The sequence below is a fragment of the Janthinobacterium sp. GMG2 genome, assembly GCF_033949445.1.
Taxonomy (GTDB): domain Bacteria; phylum Pseudomonadota; class Gammaproteobacteria; order Burkholderiales; family Burkholderiaceae_D; genus Janthinobacterium; species Janthinobacterium aestuarii.
In genome coordinates this window covers 114313-138168 of sequence record NZ_JAXAWA010000005.1, presented here as the reverse complement: position 1 = coordinate 138168, position 23856 = coordinate 114313, and the positions used below count along the sequence as shown (strand labels likewise).

At 63.4% G+C, this 23856-nt stretch carries 16 protein-coding genes; 4 read left to right on the top strand and 12 right to left on the bottom strand.

Annotated elements, in window-relative coordinates; all coding sequences use genetic code 11:
- Positions 1-33: 33 nt before the first annotated feature.
- From pstB to pstS, 4 genes are all read right to left on the bottom strand, one after another.
- Positions 34-816: a phosphate ABC transporter ATP-binding protein PstB gene (pstB, locus tag SKZ59_RS19090; protein WP_373631409.1), complete on the bottom strand. Its 783-nt coding sequence runs from the start codon at positions 814-816 to the stop codon at positions 34-36.
- Positions 817-854: 38 nt separating this feature from the next.
- Entirely contained in the window at positions 855-1742 is an 888-nt protein-coding gene (gene pstA, locus SKZ59_RS19085) for a phosphate ABC transporter permease PstA (protein ID WP_034755067.1), read from the bottom strand.
- Entirely contained in the window at positions 1739-2710 is a 972-nt protein-coding gene (pstC, locus tag SKZ59_RS19080; RefSeq protein ID WP_223278949.1) for a phosphate ABC transporter permease subunit PstC, read from the bottom strand. Before pstC ends, pstA begins: the two co-directional genes overlap by 4 nt.
- Positions 2711-2909: 199 nt before the next feature.
- A complete protein-coding gene (gene pstS / locus SKZ59_RS19075) occupies positions 2910-3944 on the bottom strand; it encodes a phosphate ABC transporter substrate-binding protein PstS (protein WP_413774575.1) in 1035 nt (344 codons plus the stop codon).
- A gap of 286 nt (positions 3945-4230) precedes the next feature.
- Between pstS and ppk1 the strand changes: the two genes are divergently transcribed.
- From ppk1 to SKZ59_RS19060, 3 genes are all read left to right on the top strand, one after another.
- Positions 4231-6324 carry a polyphosphate kinase 1 gene (gene ppk1 / locus SKZ59_RS19070; protein WP_319992639.1) on the top strand — a complete coding sequence of 698 codons (2094 nt, stop codon included), beginning with the start codon at positions 4231-4233 and terminating at the stop codon, positions 6322-6324.
- Between the two features lie 25 nt (positions 6325-6349).
- Positions 6350-6808 (top strand): phosphohistidine phosphatase SixA, encoded by a 459-nt coding sequence (sixA, locus tag SKZ59_RS19065; protein WP_319992638.1) that lies wholly within the window; start codon positions 6350-6352, stop codon positions 6806-6808.
- 198 nt (positions 6809-7006) lie between these two features.
- The gene (locus SKZ59_RS19060) at positions 7007-7135 is read left to right on the top strand and encodes a hypothetical protein (protein ID WP_256267160.1); all 129 of its coding nucleotides are present in this window, start codon (positions 7007-7009) and stop codon (positions 7133-7135) included.
- Between the two features lie 84 nt (positions 7136-7219).
- Here SKZ59_RS19060 and SKZ59_RS19055 read toward each other — a convergent pair whose 3' ends face one another.
- From SKZ59_RS19055 to SKZ59_RS19020, 8 genes are all read right to left on the bottom strand, one after another.
- On the bottom strand, positions 7220-8335 hold the full coding sequence (locus tag SKZ59_RS19055; RefSeq protein ID WP_139091292.1) for a polyamine ABC transporter substrate-binding protein: 1116 nt from the start codon (positions 8333-8335) through the stop codon (positions 7220-7222).
- Positions 8336-8505: 170 nt separating this feature from the next.
- Positions 8506-11112 (bottom strand): ATP-dependent chaperone ClpB, encoded by a 2607-nt coding sequence (gene clpB / locus SKZ59_RS19050; protein ID WP_034755055.1) that lies wholly within the window; start codon positions 11110-11112, stop codon positions 8506-8508.
- 121 nt (positions 11113-11233) lie between these two features.
- The gene (moaE, locus tag SKZ59_RS19045) at positions 11234-11707 is read right to left on the bottom strand and encodes a molybdopterin synthase catalytic subunit MoaE (protein WP_070304178.1); all 474 of its coding nucleotides are present in this window, start codon (positions 11705-11707) and stop codon (positions 11234-11236) included.
- Positions 11704-14316, bottom strand: a complete 2613-nt coding sequence (locus SKZ59_RS19040) for a DUF349 domain-containing protein (RefSeq protein WP_319992637.1) — start codon at positions 14314-14316, stop codon at positions 11704-11706. Before SKZ59_RS19040 ends, moaE begins: the two co-directional genes overlap by 4 nt.
- A 157-nt stretch (positions 14317-14473) precedes the next feature.
- Positions 14474-15106: a hypothetical protein gene (locus SKZ59_RS19035; protein ID WP_319992636.1), complete on the bottom strand. Its 633-nt coding sequence runs from the start codon at positions 15104-15106 to the stop codon at positions 14474-14476.
- A gap of 115 nt (positions 15107-15221) precedes the next feature.
- Complete coding sequence (locus SKZ59_RS19030) at positions 15222-17888, bottom strand: bifunctional acetate--CoA ligase family protein/GNAT family N-acetyltransferase (protein WP_319992635.1); 2667 nt, start codon at positions 17886-17888, stop codon at positions 15222-15224.
- 106 nt (positions 17889-17994) lie between these two features.
- Entirely contained in the window at positions 17995-18987 is a 993-nt protein-coding gene (locus SKZ59_RS19025) for a DUF2804 domain-containing protein (protein ID WP_072454758.1), read from the bottom strand.
- A complete protein-coding gene (locus tag SKZ59_RS19020) occupies positions 18984-20324 on the bottom strand; it encodes a winged helix-turn-helix domain-containing protein (RefSeq protein ID WP_413774574.1) in 1341 nt (446 codons plus the stop codon). The genes SKZ59_RS19025 and SKZ59_RS19020 overlap by 4 nt, the downstream gene beginning before the upstream one ends.
- Before the next feature lie 317 nt (positions 20325-20641).
- Here SKZ59_RS19020 and SKZ59_RS19015 point away from each other — a divergent pair, with 317 nt between their 5' ends.
- Positions 20642-23854 (top strand): di-heme oxidoredictase family protein, encoded by a 3213-nt coding sequence (locus tag SKZ59_RS19015; protein WP_319992634.1) that lies wholly within the window; start codon positions 20642-20644, stop codon positions 23852-23854.
- The last annotated feature ends 2 nt before the right edge of the window (positions 23855-23856 follow it).

Here is a 23856-nt window from a genome sequence, read left to right as displayed (position 1 = left end):
CCGTATTCAGTTGTTGTGTATGCGCGGGGCGGATCAGCCGAAGCGGCCCGTGATGTAATCCTGCGTTTCCTTGCGGGCCGGATTCATGAAGATCTGGTCCGTTTCGCCGAATTCCACCAGCTCGCCCAGATACATATAGGCCGTGTAGTCGGAGCAGCGCGCCGCCTGCTGCATATTGTGCGTCACGATGGCGATCGTGTAATCCTGTTTCAGTTCGCTGATCAGTTCTTCCACCTTCGAGGTCGAGATCGGGTCCAGCGCCGAGGTCGGCTCATCGAGCAGCAAGACGTCAGGCTTGACGGCCACGCCGCGCGCGATGCACAAACGCTGCTGCTGACCGCCCGACAGCGACAGGCCGCTCTTGGTCAGCTTGTCCTTGACTTCGCCCCACAGCGCGGCCTTTTTCAGGGCCCACTCGACGCGCTCGTCCATCTCGCCCTTCGACAGGTCTTCATACAGGCGCACGCCGAAGGCGATGTTGTCGTAGACGGACATGGGGAACGGTGTCGGCTTCTGGAACACCATGCCGACCTTGGCGCGCAACATGTTGACGTCCTGGTCCGCGTCGAGCACGTTGCGGCCGCGGTACAGGATCGAGCCTTCCGCGCGCTGGCCCGGATACAGGTCGTACATGCGGTTCAGCGTACGCAGCAGGGTCGACTTGCCGCAACCGGACGGGCCGATGAAGGCCGTGACCTTCTTCTCGTGGATGTCCAGGTTGACGTTATGCAAGCTTTGCGTTTTGCCGTAAAAAAAGTTCAGGCCCGAAATCTCGATGGTTTTTTTCTTTGGTGCCAGGTCTTGTGCTGGATTCATTTGCGTATTCATATGGGTTCGCTTCGCTCGGTATCTGTTTAATTAGGGACTTTTTGGCTGAACACGGTGCGCGACAGGATATTCAAGGCCAGCACGCTGAAGGTGATCAGCAGTGCGCCGCCCCAGGCCAGCGAGCGCCAGTTGTCGTACGGGCTCATCGCAAACGATGCGATGACGGACGGCAAGTTGGCCATCGGCGCATTCATGTTGAAGCTTTGGAACTGGTTATTCAGGGCCGTGAACAGCAGCGGCGCCGTTTCGCCGGCGATGCGGGCCAATGCCAGCAGTACGCCGGTGATTACGCCAGCTTTCACGGCGCGCAAGCGCACGAGGGTGGCGACTTTCCAGCGCGGCGCACCGAGGGCAAACGCGGCTTCCAGCAGGCTGTTCGGTACCAGACGCAGCATATTGTCCGTCGTGCGCACGACCACGGGCACGGCGATCAGCGACAGCGCGATGGCGCCCGCGTAACCGGAGAAATGTTTCACATGCGCCACGTACAGCGCATACACGAACAGGCCGATAACGATCGATGGCGCCGACAGCATGATGTCCGTCACAAAACGCGTCACTTGCGCCAGCTTGTTTTCTTCGCCGTATTCGGCCAGGTAAATGCCGGCCAGGATGCCGATCGGGGTGCTGACGACAGTCGCCAGGCCCACCATCAGCGCGCTGCCGACGATGGCATTGATCAAGCCGCCGCCTTCGCTGCCGGGAGCCGGCGTCGTTTGCGTGAACAGGTCGATGGACAGTGCGCCGAAACCCTTGATCACCAAGGTGAACAGAATCCACACGAGCACGGCCAGGCCCAGGGCCATGGCGGCCACCGACAGGGCGATGCCGACACGGTGCATCAGCAAACGCTTGCGGTACACGGGGTTCATGGCCGGCTTGGCCGGAGCGTCGAGAGTGCTTACTTGGCTCATTTCGTGCCTTCCTTGCGGGACATGCCAGCCAGCATCAGCTTGGCGGCGGATAAGACGATAAAGGTGATGACGAACAGGATCAGGGCCAGCGAGAACAGCGAGGATACGTGCAGCGCCGATTGCGCTTCGCCGAATTCGTTCGCCAGCAGGGAGGTGATGCTGTTACCGGCGGCAAACAGCGACCACGACAGTTTATTCGCGTTGCCGATGACGAAGGTCACGGCCATGGTTTCGCCCAGCGCGCGGCCCAGGCCCAGCATGACGCCGCCGACGACGCCGGTCTTGGTGTATGGCAAGACAATCTTGCGCACCACTTCCCAGCGCGTGCAGCCCAGGCCGTATGCGGATTCCTTCAGCACGGCAGGAACGATCTCGAACACGTCGCGCATCACGGAAGCGATGAAGGGGATGATCATGATGGCCAGCACCAGGCCGGCCGTCAGCAGGCCGATGCCCATCATCGGGCCGCTGAACAGCTGGCCGATGACGGGCACGTTGCCGAGGGTAGCTTTCAGGATGGGCTGGACGTGGTCGGCAAACAGGGGCGCAAACACGAACAGGCCCCAGATGCCGTAGATGATCGATGGCACGCCGGCCAGCAGCTCGACAGCCGTGCCCAGCGGGCGGCGCAGCCAGGCCGGGCAGATTTCCGTGAGGAACAGGGCGATGCCGAAGCTGACGGGAAAGGCGATCAGCAAGGCGATGATCGACGTCACCAGGGTGCCGATGATGGGGATCAGGGCGCCGTACTGGTCATTGACGGGGTCCCATTCCGCGGACACGATGAAATGCAGGCCGAAGGTCTTGAAGGCCGGTATCGATTCCATGATCAGCGAAATGATGATGCCGACCAGGACGATCAGCACCGACAGGGCGAACAGCATCGTCACCTTGTGGAACATGAAATCCTGGAAGCGCTGCTTGCGCATGGTGGAAAGCATTTGCGCGTGACTGATGGAATCGGTCATGGTGCCGCCTGGCATGGGGATCGTGGAGGAGGTAGATTGTGCGCTCATAGTGTGCCATATGGGTGGTACTGCAGGTACTGCTATTTTTATCGTGCTCTTTTAGCCGGGAACGCCTGCAAGGGCTTGCGGGCGGTCCTGGCTAACTCCCTGCCCCGCCGTGTTGCTGACGGGGCAAGGATGAATGACTCAGGCTATGCGATTAGTAGATCGACTTGCCGGAAGCATCTTTCAGATTGGCTTTCCACGATTCCTGCACCAGTTTCACGACCGATGCCGGCATCGGCACGTAGTCCAGTTCAACGGCAGCGGCGCCACCGTTCTTGTAGGCCCAGTCGAAGAATTTCAGGACTTCTTTGGCCTTGGCTGCGTCAGCCTGGACTTTGTGCATCAGGATGAACGACACGCCCGTGATAGGCCAGCTGTTCTTGCCAGCCTGGTCGGTCAGGACCACGCCGAAGCCTGGGGTTTGCGTCCAAGGTGCCGAAGCGGCTGCTGCCTTGAAGTTTTCGTCGTCAGGCTGCAGGAAGTTGCCGTCCTTGTTTTGCAGCTGGGTGTGCGACATCTTGTTTTTCTTGGCGTAAGCCCACTCGACGTAGCCGATCGAACCCTTGATACGCTGCACGTTGGCGGCGACGCCTTCGTTACCCTTGCCGCCCACGCCCACGGCCCATTTCACAGCCGAGCCAGCGCCGATTTTCGATTTGAATTCCGGGTTGGTTTTCGACAGGAAGTCGGTGAACAGGAAGGACGTACCCGAACCGTCGGCGCGGTGCACCACGGTGATTTCCGTGTCCGGCAGCTTGACGCCACTGTTCAGGGCGGCGATTTCAGGCGCGCTCCACTTGGTGATCTTGCCCAGGTAGATGTCGGCAACGACTTTACCCGTCATTTTCAGCTGGCCTGGGGTGACGCCGTCCAGGTTGACGATGGTAACCACGCCGCCCATGATGGCCGGGAACTGCATCAGGCCCGCTTCTTCCAGCTCTTCCGCCTTCAAAGGCATGTCCGAAGCGCCGAATTCAACAGTCTTGGCCTTGATTTGCTTGATGCCGGCGCCGGAACCGACGGACTGGTAGTTCAGGCCGTTGCCCGTGTTGGCTTTGTACGTCTCGGCCCACTTGGCGTAGATCGGGTACGGGAAGGTTGCACCAGCACCTGTCATATCTGCCGCCATGACGGAAGCGGAAGAAAATGCCATCGCTGCCGAAGCACCCACGACGATAAATTTGAACATTTGCTTCATTTGCATATCAAGTCCTCAGGGTTGTTAGGGCTCAAAGTCCCGGTTGAATGCTGCGCAGTCTAGCAAGCGAATATGACAGCTTTATGACATGGCTAAAAAATCCTGAAATAATTGCCTACGCCCGGGGAATTGCCATTTTCGGCGCGAAAAATGACAGGACCGAGGACGCTTTATGACAGCTTATGTCACGCTTACGTCATATTTCATGATTACACTCACAACGCGTCATACATGATGAAATACGGCTAGAATTAACTATCTGCAAAGACAAAAGAATATGAAACCTGAACTGCACACGGAAGTGACCAAATCGGGCATCCTGCTTGACCGCGAGCTGTCGCAACTGACTTTCAACCGGCGCGTGATGGCCCAGGCGGAAGACCCGAACATCCCGCTGCTCGAGCGCCTGCGCTACCTGTGCATCGTCAGCAGCAATATGGATGAGTTCTTCGAAGTGCGCGTGGCCAGCCTGCTGGCGGCCGGCAGCATCGGCGGTTCGCTGGCCGGCCACCCTGCCCTGGCGGCCAACCTGGAGCGCATCGGCAAGGAATGCCATGCGCTGGTGGAGCGCCAGTACGAGATATTAAATAGCGAAGTCTTGCCGGCCCTGCGCGAAGCGGGCGTGCATTTGCTGCGCGACAGCGACCGCAACGAGGCGCAGCGCGCCTGGGTCAAGCAGTATTTCGACCGCGAAGTGCGCCCCCTGCTGACGCCCATCGGCCTTGACCCGGCCCACCCGTTCCCGCAGGTAGTCAATAAAAGTCTCAACTTCATCGTGTCACTGAGCGGCAAGGATGCGTTCGGCCGCGGCACGGCGATCGCCATCGTCAAGGCGCCCCGCGTCTTGCCGCGTGTCATCAAACTGCCCGACGAGATTTCCGGCGATGGCGTGTCCTTCTGTTTATTGTCGTCCGTCATCCATGCGCACATTTCCGACCTGTTCGCCGGGCGCGAAGTGATTGCCTATTCGCAATTCCGCGTCACGCGCGACAGCGACCTGTGGGTGGACGAGGACGAAGTCAAGAATCTGCGCCAGGCCCTGAAGGGCGAGCTGGTCGGCCGCCAGTTCGGCACTTCCGTGCGCCTGGAAGTGGCGCGCAATTGCCCGCCAGAATTGTCGCAATTCCTGCTCGACCAGTTCAGCCTGGATCAAAGCCGGCTGTACCGTGTCAACGGCCCCGTGAACCTCGTGCGCCTGTCGGAAATGATCGACCACGTCAAGCAGCCCGAGCTGCGCTTCCCGCCGTTCTTCCCCGGCCTCGCGCACAAAGTCATCGGCAACGACATCTTTGCCGCGCTGAGCAAGCACGACATCCTGCTGCACCATCCCTACCAGTCGTTCCAAACGGTGATCGACTTCATCCGCAGCGCCGCCTATGACCCGTCCGTCGTCGCCATCAAGCAGACGATCTACCGCACGGGCATGAACTCGGACCTGATGGAGTCGCTGATCACGGCGGCGAAGTTGGGCAAGGAAGTGACCGTCATCGTGGAATTGATGGCGCGTTTCGACGAAGAAGCCAATATCAACTGGGCCGACAAGCTGGAACAGGCGGGCGCACAGGTCGTGTACGGCGTCGTGGGATTGAAAACCCATGCCAAGGTGGCGCTCGTCATCCGCCGCGAAGAAGGCGCGCTGCGCTTCTACGCCCACTTGGGCACCGGCAACTATCACCCGACGACGACCAAACTGTACACGGACTTCGGTTTGCTGACGGCCAACCAGGACCTGGCCGTCGAAGTCAATGAAGTCTTCATCCACCTGACGAGCCTGACCAAGCCGCACAACCTGAATCATTTGTGGCTGGCGCCGTTCGGCCTGCAAAGCGAGATCATCAAGGCCATCCGCAACGAGGCGAAGATCGCCCGTTCGGGCCGGCGCGGGCGCATCATCGTGAAAGTCAACGCGCTCGTCGACGAATCCGTGATCCGCGCCCTGTATGCGGCCTCGACCGATGGCGTGAAGATCGACCTGATCGTGCGTGGCGCCTGCACCCTGAAGCCGGGCGTGCCTGGCCTGTCGGAAAACATCAAGGTGCGCTCCGTGATCGGCCGTTTCCTCGAACACAGCCGCATCTATTACTTCCGCAACGACCTGGCGCACGATGTCTACCTGGCCAGCGCCGACTGGATGAGCCGCAACCTGTTCCGCCGTGTGGAAGTGGCGTTCCCCGTGCTTGACCGGGCGCTGAAACGGCGCGTGATCGCCGAGGGCTTGAATCCGTATTTGAAGGATAATACAAATGCATGGGAACTGGAGCCGACCGGTCATTACGCGCGCCGCAAGCCGCGCGGCAAGCAAACGCCGTTCAGCGCCCAGCAATACCTGATGCACACACTGGGCACGCCGGGCGCGGAGGTCGGCGAATAGGCAATTCTACACAGAGGAGTACAGCATGGATCTCATCTTGTGGCGACACGCAGAAGCCGAGCCGGGCGTCCCCGACCTCGAACGCGCCCTGACCGTCAAAGGCCAGAAACAGGCGCGCCGCATGGGGGAATGGCTGGCCTCGCAACTACCGGAAAATTGCCGCATCCTCGTCAGCCCCGCCCTGCGCACCCTGCAAACGGCGGAGGCGCTGGGGCGCAAGTTCAAGCTGATGCCGGAACTGGCGCCCGGCGCCGAGGCGGAAGACATCCTCAAGGCGGCCAACTGGCCCAGCGGCAAGGAAACCGTGCTCATCGTCGGCCACCAGCCCACCCTGGGCCAGGCGGCCGCCCTGCTGCTGACGGGCGAAGAACAGGAATGGGAAATGCGCAAGGCCAGCGCCTGGTGGTTTTCACAGCGCGAGCCAGGCGACCCCGTCAGCATCTATTTGAAGGCGGTGATGGCGCATGACCTGGTGGTGAAGTAAGGGTCGTGAAATAAGGGGGCGAAACGGGGAAATGCGCAAAAAGTGCGCTGGGACAAATACTAGTGGCGTTCGCAACTCAGCAGCCTTGTAAAGCGCTGCCGATCTGCTAGAGTTTAATTGCATCAACTACGTGCAAGAGCCCTGCTCCCGCACATTGAGCAACCCAGCGGACAGCCGTCCAACGGCGGCTGAAAGACCATGTTAATCACCTTCCTCGTTTTTCTCTTCATCGCCATCTTCGCCGCCATCATCGGCTTTGTCGCCTTTGAACTGGTCGAAGAAATGCGCGGCAGCCACCATAAGCTGATGGACCGCTATCACGAGTAGCGCTCACCTCGGCACTATCGCATGGCGCCAGCGACGGCCAAACAGGCCCGTCCCTCGCGCCATCATCGTTTTTATACTCCCGTCTTACACTCCCGTTTTGAACTTCGTATAGATGCGCGTCATCAAGCGGCGGATATCGGCCGTGGTCGCTTCAGGCGCCGCCATGCGCTGCTTGTCGGCGTCCGACAGGAAGATGGCCTTGTTCTCGCCGATGTCCTTGCGCACATATTTGATGCTGGCCAGATTCGGATTCGCATAAAACACCTTGTTGCTCAGGCTGGCATGCACTTGCGGGCGTAAAATATAGTTGATGAACAGGTGCGCATTGTTCGGGTGCGGCGCGTCGGCCGGGATGGCCATGGTGTCGAACATCAAGGCGGCCGTCTTCGGCACCAGCACCTGGATCACGTTGCCGTTCTTCGCATCGATGGCGCGCTGGCGCGCGATATTGATGTCGCCCGACCACCCCAGCGCCACGCAGACGGAGCCGTTGGCCATGTCATTGATGTAGCCTGAGGAGCTGAACAGGGTCACGTAGGGACGGATCGCCTGCAGCACCTTGCCCGCCTCCTGGTAATCGGCGGCCGTTTTCGAGTACGCGGGCTTGCCCAGGTATTGCAGGGCGGCCGGCAGCACTTCCGACGGCGAGTCGAGGAAGGATACGCCGCACGATTTCAGCTTGGCTGCATATTTCGGGTCGAAGATCAGTTCCCAAGCGTTGTCGGGCATGGGCATGCCGCCCAGCGCGGCCTTGACCTTGTTGACGTTGATGCCCACCGTCGTGTAGCCCCACAGCCAGTCGACCAGGTAATCGTTGTTCGGGTCGATCTTCGACAGCTTGGCCTGCAGGTTCGGGTCGAGGTTGCCCAGGTTCGTCAGCTTGCTCTTGTCGAGTTTACGCAGCAGGCCCGCATCGATCTGCAAGCGCGCCCACTGGGCCGTCGGCACGACGATGTCGTAGCCGGACTTGCCAGCCACCAGTTTCGCATTGAGGATTTCGTTATTGTCGAAAACGTCGTAGCGTACCTTGATGCCCGTTTCCTTCTCAAAATTCTTGATCGTATCGTCGCCGATATAGTCGGACCAGTTATAGATGTTCAGGACTTTCTCTTCCTGAGCGTGCGCAGGCAAGGCCAGTACGGCCGCCGCCAAGGCCAATCCCACTCCAATGCGCCGCCCTGCTTGCCATGTGTTTGCCATCGTACCGCCTCCGGAATTAGTCAGAAAATAGTGACGATGATAGCAAGAAGGGCGGCATCAGGTCTAGCCTGATACCGCCCTGCTTTCACCGCTGGGGTCAGACCCCCAACACCGCCAACGCAAAATTCAGCGCTAACAATGACGGGGGTCTGACCCCGGCCTTTGCGACATTACACCTTGTCCAGCCCCACTTGCGCCCCGGTAAACACCAGGTTGCCGTTCTGGGCGTCGATGCGGATCTCGTCTTTCGGGCCGAACTTGCCTTCCAGGATCAGCTTCGACAGCGGATTTTCGATCTGCTGCTGGATCGCCCGTTTCAATGGACGGGCGCCATACACCGGGTCGTAGCCCGCTTCGGCGATTTGCTGCAAGGCCGCGTCGGTCAGGCTCAGCTGCATGTCCATGCGCGCCAGGCGTTCTTCGAGAATCTTCAGCTGGATCTTCGCGATCGCGCCGATGTTTTTCTCGTCGAGGCCGTGGAACACGACGATTTCGTCGATGCGGTTGACGAACTCGGGACGGAAGTGCGAGCGTACCTCGGCCATCACGGCCAGCTTCACGACACCGGGATCATCGCTTTCCATGGCCTGGATTTTATGCGAACCCAGGTTCGAGGTCATGATGATGACGGTATTCTTGAAGTCCACCGTACGGCCCTGGCCATCCGTCATGCGTCCGTCGTCGAGCACCTGCAGCAGCACGTTGAAGACGTCGGCATGCGCCTTTTCCACTTCGTCGAGCAGGATCACGCTGTACGGCTTGCGGCGCACGGCTTCCGTCAGGTAGCCGCCCTCGTCGTAGCCCACGTAGCCCGGTGGCGCACCGATCAAACGGGCGACCGAATGCTTCTCCATGAACTCGCTCATGTCGATGCGGATCATCGATTCTTCCGTATCGAACAGGAAAGTGGCCAGCGCCTTGCTCAATTCCGTCTTGCCGACGCCCGTCGGCCCCAGGAACATGAAGGAACCGTACGGACGGTTCGGATCGCTCAAGCCGGCGCGCGAGCGGCGGATGGCGTCCGCCACGGCCGTGATCGCCTCATCCTGGCCCACGACGCGCTCATGCAGCTTCTCTTCGATATGCAGCAGCTTGTCGCGCTCGCCCTGCATCATGCGCGACACGGGTATGCCCGTCGCGCGCGACACCACTTCGGCGATTTCCTCGGCGCCCACTTCCGTGCGCAGCAGCTTCGGCTGGTCGGGGTCGAGTTTCGGGATGCCGCTGTCAGCCTGCTTGAGCTGGGCTTCCAGCTGCGGCAGCTTGCCATATTGCAGCTCCGACACTTTCTGCCAGTTGCTCTCGCGCGTGGCCTGCTCCATCTGCAGCTTGACGTTTTCGATCTCTTCCTTGATGTGCGTGCTGCCTTGCACCACGGCTTTTTCCGCCTTCAGGATTTCCTCGAAGTCATTGTATTCGCGCTGCAGCTTGACGATCTCTTCCTCGATCAGGCCCAGGCGGCGCAACGACGCTTCGTCCTTTTCCTTCTTGACGGCTTCGCGCTCGATCTTCAGCTGGATCAAGCGGCGTTCCAGCTTATCCATCACTTCCGGCTTCGAATCGATCTCGATCTTGATCTTCGCCGCCGCTTCATCGATCAGGTCGATCGCCTTGTCGGGCAAGAAGCGGTCCGTGATGTAGCGGTGCGACAGCTCGGCGGCGGCGATGATGGCCGCGTCCGTGATCTCCACCTTGTGGTGCAGCGCGTATTTATCCTGCAAGCCGCGCAGGATGGCGATCGTCGCTTCCACGGTCGGCTCGTCGACGAGCACTTTCTGGAAACGGCGTTCCAGCGCGGCATCCTTCTCGATGTACTTGCGGTACTCGTCGAGGGTCGTCGCGCCCACGCAATGGAGCTCGCCGCGCGCCAGAGCCGGCTTCAACATATTGCCCGCGTCCATCGCACCTTCGGCCTTGCCCGCGCCCACCATGGTGTGCATCTCGTCGATGAAGACGATGGTCTGCCCTTCATCCATGGCCAGTTCTTTCAGCACGGATTTCAGGCGTTCCTCGAACTCGCCGCGGAATTTTGCGCCGGCCAGCAAGGCGGCCATGTCCAGCGACAGTACGCGCTTGCCTTTCAGGGACTCGGGCACTTCGCCATTGACGATGCGCTGCGCCAGGCCTTCGACGATGGCCGTCTTGCCCACGCCCGGTTCGCCGATCAGCACGGGATTGTTCTTGCTGCGGCGCTGCAGGATCTGGATGGTGCGGCGGATTTCATCGTCGCGGCCGATCACAGGGTCGAGCTTGCCCTTGCGCGCCCGCTCCGTCAGGTCCAAGGTGTATTTTTTCAAGGCTTCGCGCTGGCCTTCGGCCTCTTGCGAGTCGACCTTGTTACCACCGCGCACTGCGTCGATGGCCGCTTCCAGTGCCTTGCGGGTCAGGCCGTTTTCACGCGCCAGCTTGCCGCAGTCGGACTTGTCGTCCGTCATGGCCAGCAAAACCATTTCGCTGGAGACGAACTGGTCGCCCGCCTTTTGCGATTCCTTGTCGGCCAGGTTCAGCAAGGCCACGAATTCGCGGCTGACCTGCACGTCGCCGCCCGTACCAGACACCTTGGGCAAGCGTTCGATCGAGGCTCCCAGGGCTTTCGACAGGCCGCCCACGTTGACGCCGGCACGCTGCAACAGCGAGCGGGCGCCGCCGTCGTCCTGGTTCAGCAGGGCCGTCAGCAAATGGACTGGTTCGATATAGGGGTTGTCGTTGCCCACGGCCAAGCTTTGCGCATCGGCCAGGGCTTCCTGTAATTTGGTAGTGAGTTTGTCTTGTCGCATGAAAAGCGCTCCCGGTTAATTAGTTGTTAACCAAATTGGGGTGAGAGAGTACTTTTCAAGCATACACAAAGCAGAAAACCGATGCATTTGGGCAAAAGCTACGGTGCGGGACCCGTACGATTCAAATGGCGCTTGCTTTTGCGGCCCACTTGTTTAACGCCGTCTCGTCGCTGTCGCGCGCATCGACCCAGCGCGCCCCTTCGGGCGTGTCTTCCTTCTTCCAGAATGGCGCTTCCGTCTTCAGGTAGTCGATGATGAACTCGCAGGCGGCGAAGGCCTCGCCCCTGTGGGCGGACGAGACCGCCACCAGCACGATCTGCTCCTGCGGCAGCAGGGGCCCCACGCGGTGGATCACCAGCGCGCCGGACAGGGGCCAGCGGCCCCGCGCCTGCTCGACGATGGCTACAATGGACTTTTCCGTCATGCCCGGATAGTGCTCGAGCTCCATGGCGGCCACGTCGAGTCCTTCGTTCATGTCGCGCACCGTGCCGACGAAGCCGACGACGGCGCCCACCTTGGGGTTGCCTGCACGCAATTGTGCGATTTCTTGACTCAAGTCAAAATCAGCCTGCTGGACGCGGACGGTGGTACTCATTTGACGTTGCCTCCGATACGGCGCAACAAGGTTTCGATGCGGCTGGCCGTGCGCGCATCGGTGGCGGCCGCGATAGCGCACAGCTGCATCAGCTGCGACGCTTGCGTGAGCGGCTTCTGGCCCGATTTCAGCGACGATTGCAGCACCTCCACCTGCATTTTCAGGCGGTCGCGGGCAAATTCGGCGCCGCTGTCGACGCCGGCGACGATTTCCAGGCGCAACACTTCATCGAGCAAGCGCTCCTGGTTGGCCTGCAATTGCCGCACGTAGGCGGCGCTGCCCTCGCCCAGCGCGGCCTGGGCGGCGGCAAAGCGCTGCTGCAGGCTGCGTTCGTATTGTGCGTCGAGCGGCGGCAAGGCGCTCCAGCGCTCGCTCCATGCTTGCGCATCGGTGCCAGCGCCATCAGCCAGTGCCGCTTCCAGCGACTGCACCAGGCGCAGCTTGTCGCGCAGGGCATTGGCCTGGGCCGCGCCAGCCCGTTCGGCGATGGCGTCCGCTTGCGCTTGCACGCCGGCGACGGCCGCCTGGTAGCGCTGCTCGATCTTCGCTTCGCTGGCGCGCGGCACGGGGCCCGTGGCGTTCCAGGCGGCGCGGGTGTCGCGCAGCAAGTGGTTGATGAAGGCGGTGCGGCTCTTGTCATCGCCCTCGGGCACGACGGCCGTTTCCAGCGCCGCGCACAGCGCTTCGCGCGCATGCAGGTGTTCGCGGCGCTCGTGGTCCGCCGCGTGGGCCGTTTCCTTGCGCTTGGCGAAGATGTCGTCGCAGGCGGCGCGGAAACGCTGCCACAGCGCCTGTTCCGCGCGGCGCTCGAGCGGCAAGGCTTTCGCCAGTTCCTGCCATTTATCCTGCAAGGCTTTCAGCATGTCGACCGTGTTGCGCTCCGAAGGCTTGAGCAAGCCCACTTCGACGATCAATTGTTCGCGGCGCGCCGTCTCGATCTGGCGCTGCGTATCGAGCGGCTTCGACAGGGCGTCCAGCGCGGCGCCAAATTCCGCGTCCAGGCGTTTCTTTTCCTTGCGGTCGATGGTGCCCAGGCGCGTCCATGCCTGGCGCAAGCGCTGCGAGGCGGACGCGACGTGTTTCCAGTCGGTACTCTCTTCGGCCGCCAGGGCCGCCGTTTCCGCGATCAGTTCCTGGGCCTTCGCCGCATTGCCGTGGCGCTCTTCGGCCAGCTGCTTGAAATGCTGGGCCGCCGGCGCATAGGCCACGCTGCAGGCCGCGTCGAAACGCTCCCACAAAGACTTCGGTGCGGGACCGGACAAGGTGTCGAGCGACTTCCAGCGCTCGCGCAGGCTGCCCACTTTCTTGGCCAGCTCGGCCATTGGGAGTTGCTGCGCCGGCAATTCCTCGCCCGCCTTGACCAGTTCCTCGCGCGACACGTTGCCGCCCCAGCGCGCCCAGTCGGCCAGGCGCTTGAACTCTGCGCGCACATGGGCCAGGCGGTCAGCTTGCGCCGGCGTCAAACGGCCGTGCTTGGTGTCGCGCAAAGTCTTGTCGTGTTCGGAAGCCACGTGCAGCAAGCCATCCTGCAGGGCCGCTTCCATGGCGTCGAGCACCTTGAAGAATTGCTCTGTCGCTTCTTTCGACACGGGTGCGTGTTCCTGACGCGGCTTGCGCGGTACAGGTACAGGCTCGGCATGGGCCGCTGCGGCCTCTGGCACCGCGTGCACGGGCGCCGGCGCGCTGGCCAGCACGGCCGCAAATTGCTGCTGCAAGCTGTCGGACAATGGCGACTCGGGCAGGCGCGGCAAAGCTTGCCAAGCGCGTTTCAAGACATCCACGTCCAGAGTGGCGGCGTCCTGCGCCTGCCATTCGGCCAGCGCGGCCTGACGCGCGTCGAACACGGCCTGGTGCTGCTGCAGCGCTTGCAAGGCGGACTGCGCCTGCTCGCGCGCCTGCGTGAAATCGGTTTCCAGGTGTTTCGGCACGGAGGCGCGCTCGGGCGATTGCGCATGCTGCGCATGTTCCGCGTCGAGGCGGGCCAGCGCCTGCGCCAGCTCGCCGGCGGACTGGCCGCTGGCAGCCAAGGCGCGCGCGGCGGCGACGGCGTCAATCACGGCGCGCTGCAGCGCCACTTGCGCTTCCAGGCGGGCGGCCAGCGCGGCGCGCGCGGCGGCAAACGCCGTCGCCAGCTCGGGCGTGGCCTTGATGACTTGCCATTGGCGGTCCAGCTCGGCCACCTGGTTCGGGCTCAGCTTTTCATCGTTCAACAGGCGCTGTGCCGTGTCGATGCTGGCCTGGGCGCGTTGCGTCTCGGCTGCCTGGTGGCGGATCAGGTCGATGCGGCCCTGCATCAGCTTGGCCACGCGGCGGTCCGTATTGCGCATGGCGTGGTGGACTTTTTCCAGCAAGGGCAAGGCATGGACGTGTTCGGCCGCGATCAGACGGGCATCGGCAAATTCGCTGGACATGATGAAATCGGCAGCGGCGGTTTCGTCACCAGCCACGGCATGGGCACGCGCAACCTGTTCGGCGCGGCGCGATGCGCTCTGCGCCGAGGCGGCGGCCTGTTCTGCCACGACAGGATCGGGTGCGGCAGTCTTGCTGGCAGAACGCTTGAAGAGAAATTCGAACATGACGGGTTTCGCGTGGATCAAAACCACCATCATAACAAAGCCCGGGGTATTGCATCGGACAGGTATGTACAAGTTACCAAATCAGTAACATAGTAAGCAAGCTGGCATTTCTCCTATGAGAGCGCCAGTGCAAAACCACGGACGCGTCCCCGGCGCAAACGCGAGAACGGGGTGTGCGCTCGCTCCCCGTTCAAGCCTGCGCGCGCAGCGGCTGCGGCGGCACGGGCGGCGCGGACTCTGTGCCATCCGCTATCGTTTCGGCGCTGCCGCCGGCTGCCGGCAAAACAAAGGGCAGCACCTGCGCCTTGCCACGGCGCGCTTCCTGCGCGCGCGCATCGTGGGCGAGGAACTGGTAGGCGATGGCAAACCATGTTTCGCCGACGATGACCTTGCGCGCCAGCGCGAACAGCTCGCGCTCTTCTTTTTCCAGGCGCTGCAGCAAGGCCGCGCAAAAGGCGTCGATGGCGGCGCACAGCTGCTCGGCCTGCGATTCGGAATGGTCGATGGCGGCGCCCGCGCGCTGCTGCACGACGTTGATGCTTTCCAGCGCCGCATGGTTCAAACCGTTGAGCTCATTGAGCAAACCGTCCGCATGCGGCGCGGCCTGGCGGATGGCGGGGATCAGATACATCTCCACCTTGCGCCAGTAGCCGCCCTGGTACAGCCGGCTCAGCCAGTCGCCCGCATACTGAAGTTGGGCCAGATTGAGCCTGCTCTGGTGGCGCAGCTGCACATGCATGTATTTCTGAAAAGCCAGCAGACTCATGCGGATGCTGGCCTGTTCCACCGACAGGGAAACCAATATATATGTTGCCGTAAGCATGCACTCACTCCCGAAAATGGGCTGGATATCTGATCCTGGAAGTGAAAGTGTAAAGACTACCGACAGCGGCCGGTTTGATCCTGCACAAACCCGCGACGGGCCAGCCGCGCTTTCTTTACGGCGCGCGCAAGCCGATATGCAGGTTGACGACGCCAGGCTCTTCCGACGGCGTGACGTCGCCGCCAAAGCTTTTCACCAGCCGCTGCATGCCCTTGTTGCGCGCCATGGCCTCGCCCACCAGCGCTTCCGTGCCCCGGCTGCGGAAATAATCGACGAGCTTTTCAAACAGGATGTGGCCCAGTCCCTTGCCTTTCAGGGCCGAGCGCACGGCGATGGCGAAGTCGGCGTGGATATTGTCCGGGTCGGCCACGGCGCGCACCACGCCCAGGGTTTCCGGCTTGCCGTCCGGCCCCGTGTGCGTGGCAATGAAGGCCATGGCGCGGTCGTAATCGATCTGCGTCAGGCGCGCCAGCTGCGACACGGGCAGCTCGCGCATGGAAGTAAAGAAGCGCAGGCGCACGTCGTCCGGGTCGAGCGCGTGGAACAGGTCCATGTGCTGCGGCGCGTCTTCGGGGCGGATGGGGCGCAGCAGAATCGGCTGGTCCATCCACGTCACCTGCTCCTCCAGTTCCTGCGGATACGGGCGGATGGCCAGGCGGTCGCGCTGCTGGCCCGGTTGCAAACGGATGCGCGCGTCGAGGGCGATCACGCCGTCGGCGTCGGCCACCAGCGGGTTGATGTCGAGTTCGGCCAGCTCGCCGATGTCGGCCACCAGTTCGGCCACCTGGATCAGCGTATAGCAGATGGCGTCGATGTCGGCCGGCGGCTGGTTGCGGTAACCGGCCAGCAGTTTCGACACGCGCGTGCGCGCCAGCATGTCGCGCGCCAGCACCATGTTCAGCGGCGGCAGGCCGATGGCGTGATCGGCCGTCACTTCCACGGCGATGCCGCCCTGCCCCACGAGGATCACGGGGCCGAAGGCGGCGTCGGTCGTCACGCCGACGATCAGTTCATGCGATTGCGGCCGGCGCGCCATCTGCTGCACCGTGAAGCCGTCGATCAGCGCGTCGGGGCGCATGCGGCGCACGCGCTTGAGCATGGCGGCGGCGGCCGTGCGCAGGATGTCGGGCGTGTCGAGGTCGAGCGCCACGCCGCCCACGTCGGATTTGTGGGCGATGTCGGGCGAATGGATCTTCAGCGCGACGGGATAGCCGATGTCGGCCGCCACGGCCAGCGCCTCTTCCACGTCGGCCGCCATGCGCGTGGTGGCGACGGGAATGCCGTAGGCGGCCAAAATCTCTTTCGAGCGGCATTCGCCGAGCACCGTCTGGCCGGCCGCCAGCGCGGCGGCGACGATTTCGCGCACCCTGGCGCGGCGCGGCGTGGCCGACATGGGCAGCTGCGCCGGCACCTGCATCAGGGTTTCCTGGTTGCGCCGGTACTGCACGATCTGCATGAAGCCATGCACGGCCTTTTCCGGCGTGTCGTAGGTGGGAATGCCGGCCCGGTTGAAGACCTGGCGCGCGGGCGCCACGGTGGTGCCGCCCAGCAGGCATGACAGCACCGTGCGCGAAGTGGCCTTGATCAGCGGCGTGACGGCTTCGGCGATGTCGATCGACGAGACCATGGCCGTTGGCGCGTGCAGCAGCAGCAAGGCGTCCGCCTGCGGCTCGTCGAGCAGCGGCTTGATGGCGTCCGCATAGCGCTGCACGGCCGCGTCGCCGGGCAAGCCCACGGGGTTGTCGTGCGACCAGCCGCGTGGCAGCGCCTTTTCCAGCGCGATCACGGTGTCGGGCGACAGCTCGGCCAGCTTGCCGCCGCTGCTCACCAGCGCGTCGGTCGCCATCACGCCCAGGCCGCCGCCGTTGCACAGGATCGCCAGGCGCTCGCCGCGCTGCGAGCGGATGTGCGTGAGGGTTTCCACGGCGTCGAACAGCTCTTCGGCCGAATACACGCGCAGCATGCCGGCGCGGCGGATGGCGGCGTCGTACACGGCGTCGGAGCCAGCCAGCGCGCCCGTGTGCCAGGCCGCCATGGCCGCGCCTTCCGCCTCGCGCCCCGCTTTCAGGACGATCACGGGTTTGCTGCGCGCGGCCGCCCGCGCGGCCGACATGAACTTGCGCGCGGCCTGGATATCTTCCATGTACAGCAGGATGGCGGCCGTGTCGATGTCACCGGCCAGGTAGTCGAGCAGGTCGCCGAAATCGATGTCGTAGCTGGCGCCGAGCGAAATGAACTTGGAAAAGCCCACGCCGTGCGCGTTGGCCCAGTCGAGCACGCCCGACACCAGCGCGCCCGATTGCGACACGAAGGCGATCTTGCCGCTCGTCGCGCCGACATGGGCGAAGCTGGCGTTCAAGCCCAGTTTCGGCACGAGCAGCCCCATGCTGTTGGGCCCCAGGATGCGCAGCAGGTGCGGCTTGGCCGCTTTCAGCATGGCCATGCGCAGCGACTGTTCGCGCACGGGATCGAGGCCCGACGTCATGACGATGGCCGCGCGCGTGCCCAGCGCGCCCAGTTCGCGGATCAGGGCCGTGATGGTGGCGGGCGGCGTGCAGATGATGGCCAGGTCCGGCGCCTTCGGCAAGTGCGCCAGCTTGCGGTAGCATTTCAGGCCCATCAGTTCGTCGTACTTGGGATTGACGGGCCAAATCTCTCCCTGGTAGCCGCCGCCCAGCAGGTTGTACAGGGCGATGGCGCCCAGCTTGCGCTCGCGCGCCGTGGCGCCGATCAGGGCCACCGAGGCCGGCTTGAACAGCTTGTCGAGATTACGGATACTCATGTTCTGGCCTCATGGTTTGCCGAAGCGGCTTGGTCACGTCCCAGTGTATAGGATGCGTTGCCAAAAAAACTTGACCTTGTCACGCGTTTCGCAAAAAATCACGCCCCTACCAGCGCGAACGGTGGCTTTCCGTGACGCCCGCCAGTTGCGCCACGATGCGCTTGGGAGACTCCGCGCTGGTGCGCACCCAGCCGCTGAACGTGCCGATAGGCTGGATGTAGCGGCTGGCGGCGATCCACAGGTTCTTGTCTTCGCGCCGCGCGCCTTCCGGCTTGAAGTGCAGGTCGAGCAAATCGTCGTCCGTCCACACATGCCACGGCGCCAGCGGATTGTCGGGATTGAAATCGAAATGCGCGCGGCCCAGCGGATACAGCTGGCCATCGAGCCACAGCGCATTTTCATGCGCGCCGAAATAGCCGGCCTGCAGATTGAAACCGAGGTCCAGGCTGTGCGCCGAAGCCCAGCGCCATTCCGTCTCGCGCGCCAGCAGCCCGTTCGAATAATCGAAGCTGGCCACGCCGTCGTCCAAACTGTAGCCGACGGCGCCGCAGCGCACGGTGCCCCACAAGGGCAAGCCGCCCGACTTTTGCGTCGCATGCACGCTGCCCCCCTCGCCCACAGGGCCGATGGCCAGCAGGGTGGGCGCCACGGGCGGGCCCCATTCCGCATCGATGCCGAAATGGCCGCAATCGAGCCGCAAACGGTAGCGCTGCTGGGGCTGGGCCTCGATGCTGATTTTTTGCGACAAAAAACGGAAACGGCTGCTGGCGCCCGCATGCGGCGCCACCGATGCGCACAGGCCGGGCACGCCATCCTGCGAAAAGGTCGCCACGATCTTGCCCTTATGGCGGTCGAAGGCATAGGCGAACGCCGTGCTGGTCCAGCCCAGGTCGACGATGGCCACGCCGCAGAACACGGCCGGTGTCGACAGGGCCACGTAATGCCAGCGCTTGTGGTGGAACAGGCGCCAGAGGCCGCCGCGCGCGTACGGCGGCGCCAGCGCGGCCCAGTCGAAAGCATCCAGCTGGCCCGTATAGCGGCCGAAACATGGCTGGCCGTCGGCGTCGAGCAGCGCGGGCGGAGCCGGCGGCAGCATCATGCGGCCTGCCTTGCGGCGGCGCCGCCGTCGTGCAGCGCCTCGGCCAGCAGCGCGCCAAAAGCGGCCGGCTGCGCCTGGGCTATCTCGACCTGCGGACACGCATGCCACAGCGCCAGGCGCCGCACGGCGCCAGCCACGTCCTGCACCAGGCGGGGACTGACGCGCACGCCGTCTTCCAGCGCCAGCGACTTGATCTCGAAGCGCCCCAGCGCGCGGTGCGCCTTGGCGTCCAGGCGTCCCACGAGCGCGCCACGGCGCAAGATCGGCAAGGTGAAATAGCCGTAGCGGCGTTTTTCAGCGGGCGTGTAGCATTCGAGCCGGTAGTCGAAGCCGAACAATTCCAGGGCGCGGCGGCGGTCCCAGACGACAGGGTCGAACGGCGACAATATCGTCGTCAGGGTGGGCGCCAGCTTGCCGGCGGCCGCCGCACACGCCAGTTCCGCGTGATCGGCATGCACGTACACGGCGTCCATCCAGCCATCGACCGTGCAGCGCAGCAGCGCGCCCTCGTCCACCAGCGCCTGCAAATCGTGCGCCAGGCTGGCGCGTGACTGTTTGGTGCGGAAGTAGTCGCTGATCCAGCTGGCGCGCGCCAGGCCCAGCGCCTTCACGCTGGCCAGCAGCAGGCGCCGGCGCACCTGTTCTTCCGGCGGCAGCAAGCCGTCGTGCCAGCCCGGCAGCACCCGTTCGGCCAGGTCGTAATAACGCTGGAACTGATGACGCTTGGCGATCATCAGCACGCCCGAGGTAAACAAGACTTCGAGCGAGCGCTTTTCCGGCTTCCAGCTCCACCAGCCGCCCGCCTGGCCATCCGTGCGCTCAAAATCGGCCGAGCGCGCGGCGCCGTTGGCGCGGATATGTTCGAGCACGGAAGCGACGGCTTCGCCCTGTTCGGCCATCCATTTGACGGAGTATTTCCAGCCCATGGCGGCCGGGTCCAGCATGCGGTGGCGGTACAAGCCATAGTCTTCAATGGGCACAAAGCACGCTTCATGCGCCCAGTATTCGAACAGCGCGCCCTCGGCCAGCAATTGCTCGAGCCACGGCTGCGGATAGTCGCCCAGCCGGCTCCACAGCACCAGATACGGGCTGCGCGCCACCACATGGATGGTGTCGATCTGCAGCACGCCCATCTGGCGGATGGCGGCCAGCACGTCGGCCTTCACGGCCTTTTTACGCCGCGCCTGCAGCAAGCCCTGTGCGGCCAGGTGCAAGGCGCGCGCGGCGGCCAGGGAGAGGGGCGCGAGTATCGGTGCGGCGGGCGGAATCGGCAAGGTCAGTTCTTCCTCAAAAAAAGGGGACGCGTCGGCGGCAGGCATTTCAGGAAGATACCGCATTCCCGTCGCGCACCATGCATTTTTTTCTTGAATTTTATTCATGCTTTCGCACATTTTTACTCACCTTGCGCACCAGCATAGTGCAAAAAAACCGGACTATATGAACAGTTGATGACAAGCGCACGAGACTTCTTGACATGCCTCATGCGCTTCTATAACTTAAGAATAATATTGCCATAAGGCAATTAAATTGTTCCCCTATCTTTGCCCCGCAAGGCGCTGCCGTGGCGGTGAAGCACGCGCAACACCATAGACGGGGATGCGGAGGTAGCCCGTCTGTCCAATCTCGCATAACCAATAAAAACAAGGAAGATCGCATGCACACATCCCTGCTTCGGCCCCGGCAGCACCAGGCCGGCTTTATCCACTTTTCCAGGCGGCGCCTGCCGCTGGCCCTGGCCCTGCTGCTGGCGGCGTGCGGCGGTGGCGGCGACAAGCCGGCCACGCCCGCCATGGCGCAGCACCTGCTGGCGCAGGCATCGGCCGAAACGGCACTGATGCCAGTCGCCGCCACGGCCAGCTCGGCGGAACGGGGCGACCTGTCGGCCGGCGCCGCGATCGACCGCAACGACGGCACGCGCTGGGGCAGCGGCTTTACCGACAACGAATATCTGACCCTCGATTTCGGCACCTCGCAGCGCATCACGCGCGTACATATCGCCTGGGAAAACGCGCACGCCAGCGCCTACCTGCTGCAGGTATCGGACGACAATACGCACTGGACCACCATCCAGAACGTCAGCGACAGCAAGGGCGGCATCGAGGACATCACGGGGTTCGACGCGCAAGGACGCTACCTGCGCATGCAGGGCGTCAAACGCGCGGGCCAGTATGGTTACTCCATCTTTGAAATCCAGGCATTTTCGGGCACACCCGTACTGCCGCCCGTGACGCCGCCCGTCACCGAACCGCCCCCGGTCACCATCGATCCGGGCCAGCCCGGCGTGGCCATCTCGCCCGTGGCCGCCACTTCCTCGCCCGTGGAAAACAACGGCATGTCGGCCGCCATGGCGATCGACGGCAAGACGGGCACGCGCTGGGCCAGCAAGTTCGAGGACGGTGCCTGGATCCAGTTCGACTTCGGCGTGAAGACGCCCGTCGGCTACATGAAACTGCTGTGGGAAAACGCGTACGGCAAGCAATACGCGCTACAGGTATCCGACGACGGGCAGAACTGGTCGCAAGTGCGCTATGTGAGCAATGGCCACGGCGGCACCGAGGAATTCTTCAACCTGGGCATCCATGCCCGCTACATCCGCCTGCAGGGCGTGGCGCGCGCCACACAGTATGGCTATTCGCTGCTGGAAGTGAGCTTCAAGACGCCGGGTAGCGACAACAGCCTGCCGTCGACCGCGACGTCGGCGCTGAAATTCCCCGCCAACGGCGCCGGCTGGACGCCGCTGCCCGCCGCCGCGCAGCCGCTGGAAAGCCTGCAATTCACGCTCGCCGACGGCACGCTGGTGACGCGCTTCGGCGCGCGCGGCCTGGCGCGCCATGGCCGCGAGCGGGGCGAGGAATGGAATGAGATCGGCTACGGTCCGAATGAAACGGTCGATCCCGTCACGGGCCTGCCGCAGGACAAGGGTCCGGGCAATTACCTCACTTTCGTGCCGCAGTACTTCAAGAACCGCACCTGGGGCGTGGAAATCATCGACAACAGCAAGGTCCGCGGCGTCACCAAGCCTACGCTGATCGTCAACCAGTACACCACCGTCGATTTCCTGTCCGGCGGCGTGGCCTTCTTCCGCGGCTTCGACCGTCCCGGCGTGACGGGCTATGGCTGGATGTCGCCCGGCGAACTGGTGGACCGCAACGTCCCCGTCTGCAAGCCGATGGCCTATCCGGCCAACGACAGGCTGACGAACGCCAACGGCATCAACGGCGCCTGCACCCTTTTGATCAAGGAATATCCGGGCCATGGCGGCCTCGATGCCGGCGGCATGCCGAATGGCACCGACGTCAAGGCGCGCGCGCTAACGGCCGGCGACATCATCGAAGTGTCGCCATCGATGTTTTCCACCACTGCGTCAATGGCATCGAAAGGCGATGATGGCGGCATCCGCTACTACTCGTACGAATGGACGTATGTGGTGGGCGCGGGACTGCGGCCGTGGTATGGCGTGCAGCCGCGCCTCAATGGCGTGCCCCTGCCGGAAGAAACGCTGTCCGGCGGCCTCGGTTCCGTGTCGTATAACTACTCGGACAACGCCCTGTTCATGTTCCAGCAGCCGCACAACAACATCGGCATGCAGAACATGCAGCGCTTTGTCGAGGGCCGCCGCCTGGTGCACACCAACTTCACCACCGGTGACCACAACGAAGGCGGCAACGACCGCTACGCGCCCGCCGTCGGCCTGCAGGGACAGCGCTACGGCCAGTCGGCCTGCATCGCCTGCCACGTCAACAATGGCCGCAGCCCCGCGCCGATGGCCGTGAACCAGCGCCTCGACACGATGGCCGTGCGCGTCGCCAGCATCAATGCGGCGGGCCAGCAGGTGCCGCACCCGCAATACGGCACGGCGATCCAGATGAATGCCGTGTCGCCGTCCGGCGTGCCGCAAAACTGGGGCAACAGCGTCAGCGTGGGCGGTTTTACGACACGCAAGAGTACCCTGGCAGATGGCACGCAGGTCGAACTGCGCAAGCCGACCTTGGCCTTCGAAGGCCCCGTGCCGCAAATCGTCTCGCTGCGCGCGGCGCCACCGATGATCGGCACGGGCTTGCTGGAAGCCGTGCCGGAAGCCGACATCCTGGCGCGCGCGCGCAGCACGCCGGATGCCGACGGCGTCATGGGCCTGCCCAACTATGTGTATGAACCGGAGACGGGCGCCGTGCGCCTGGGCCGCTTCGGCTGGAAAGCCGCGAAAGCCACCTTGCGCCACCAGGCCGCCGACGCGCTGCTGCTGGACATGGCCGTCACCTCGCCCGTGTACCGCAACCGCGCCTGCATGGCGGGGCCGGTGGCCTGCGCGGCGGGCGGCGCCCAGCCGGGCATCTCGGAAGCGGACCTGCAGTCGATCACGCAATACCTGGCCCTGGTGGCCGTGCCGGCACAGCGCAGCATCGCCAGCGGTTTCCCGAAAGGCGTGGCGCCGATCGAGGAACTCAAGGTCGACCCGCAGCAGGTGGCCGCCGGTTCGAAGCTGTTCCAGGGCATGCGCTGCGCCGCCTGCCACACGGTGGAAATGAAGACGGGCGCGGGACATCTGTTTGCGGAACTGCGCAACCAGACCATCCGCCCGTACACCGACCTGCTGCTGCATGATATGGGCCCCGAACTGGCCGACACCTTCACGGAAGGCCAGGCGCAAGGCAGCATGTGGCGCACGGCGCCCCTGTGGGGCATCGGCTACACGGAAAAAGTCATGGGCAATGGCGGCAAGGCCGGCTACCTGCATGACGGCCGCGCGCGCAGCCTGACGGAAGCGATCCTGTGGCACGGCGGCGAAGGGACAAAAGCGCGCCAGCGTTTCGAGAATCTGTCGAAGACGGACCGCGACGCGCTACTGGCTTTCCTGAAGTCGCTGTAAGC